The 1,598-nt window shown below is 52.0% G+C and carries 1 protein-coding gene; it reads right to left on the bottom strand.

All coding sequences use genetic code 11. The annotated features are described in order from the left end of the window. Nucleotides 1–197 precede the first annotated feature (197 nt). Nucleotides 198–1,598, bottom strand: a 1,401-nt coding sequence (gene msrAB, locus ACTHSP_RS20445; RefSeq protein ID WP_440346814.1) for a bifunctional peptide-methionine (S)-S-oxide reductase MsrA/peptide-methionine (R)-S-oxide reductase MsrB, incomplete at its 5' end; no start/stop codon positions are given.

The raw sequence follows: 1,598 nt of genomic DNA, 5'->3' as shown, positions 1-1,598 counted from the left end.
CAAATTGCTTGAGCTGACCCCTGCGTTGTATGTGGGTAAAGCCGAAGAGTTGGCAAAACGAATTTAAAAGGTTTTTGCAGGGCGCACTTTCTTAGTTATTGAGATTTTTTGATAGATAAGAAACCAACCCTTTGCATCCGACAAATTAAAAAGGCCGTCTGAAATCTTTTTCAGACGGCCTTTTTTGATTCAATCCGTTATTTCACTTTGCCTTTCAACGCGCCGTAGCCTGCCGCGTCCATTTGTTCCAGCGGGATGAATTTCAGGCTCGCGCCGTTGATGCAATAGCGCAGGCCGCCTTTGTCTTTCGGGCCGTCGGGGAAAACGTGTCCCAAGTGTGAGTCGGCGGCATGGCTGCGCACTTCGGTGCGGCGCATGTTGTAGCTGAAATCGTCGTGTTCGGTAACAGCAGAGGCGTTAATCGGGTGAGTGAAGCTCGGCCAGCCGCAGCCGGAATCGAATTTGTCGGCGGAGCTGAACAGGGGTTCACCGCTGACGACGTCCACATAAATGCCGGGTTTGAACAGATGGTCGTATTCGTGGCTGAAGGCGTATTCGGTCGCGCTTTTTTGGGTCACTTGGTATTGCTCTTCGGTCAGGATGCGTTTGAGTTCGGCATCACTGGGTTTTTTATACGTTGCCGCGTCGAAGCCTTTGCCTTGCGGGGCGGCTTTGGTTTTGCCCGGCAGCGGTTCGTCGGCTTTGCGGATGTCAATGTGGCAATAGCCGTTGGGGTTTTTAATCAGGTAGTCCTGATGGTATTCCTCGGCATCGTAGAAGTTTTTCAGCGGCTCGTTTTCGACGACAAGGGGCTGTTTGTATTTTTGCTGCTCGCGTTTGAGGGCGGCGGCGATGACAGCTTTTTCGGCGGGGTCGGTGTAGTATACGCCGCTGCGGTATTGCGTGCCGGTGTCGTTGCCTTGTTTGTTGAGGCTGGTCGGGTCAACGACGCGGAAGAAATATTGCAGGATGTCGTCTAGGCTGAGTTTGTCGGCATCGTAGGTGACTTTGACGGTTTCGGCATGGCCTGTATCGCGGTAGGAAACGTCTTCGTAGCTTGGGTTTTCCGTTTTGCCGTTGGCATAGCCGGATACTGCGTCAACCACGCCGTCTATGCGTTGGAAATAGGCTTCCAAGCCCCAGAAGCAGCCACCGGCGAGATAGATGGTGCGCGTATTCATGATTGCTGAATCCTTTTTCTGTGTGTCGGGTTTGTAGAACGAATTTTTCAGACGACCTAAATCGGCATTCGGGTCGCGGATTAACGCCAATGCCTGCGCTTCGTTGATGCTGCCTTTGACGATGCGCTGCACGTCGCCGTCTTTACCGATTAACGCCCAAGAAGGGTAAACACTGATATTCAGGCTTTGGGCGATGGTGCCGCCGTTGTCGGTCACGACGGGCAGCTTGGGATAGTTCAAACCGGCATACCATTTCTGGAAGTCACCGTCTTTTTTCTCATGTAGAAAACCGGGCGAGGCAACGGTAATCAGGTTGGCAGAACCGAATTTTGTATCTTGCGCCCATTTTTCGGTTTGTCCCAATTCGGACAAACACAAAGGACACCAACTTGCCCAAAATTTAATCAGGGTGGGTTT

It is taken from the genome of Neisseria sp. P0001.S005 (assembly GCF_051963715.1).
Note: the sequence above shows the minus strand (reverse complement) of the source record. Positions and strands in the feature narration are given on the sequence as shown.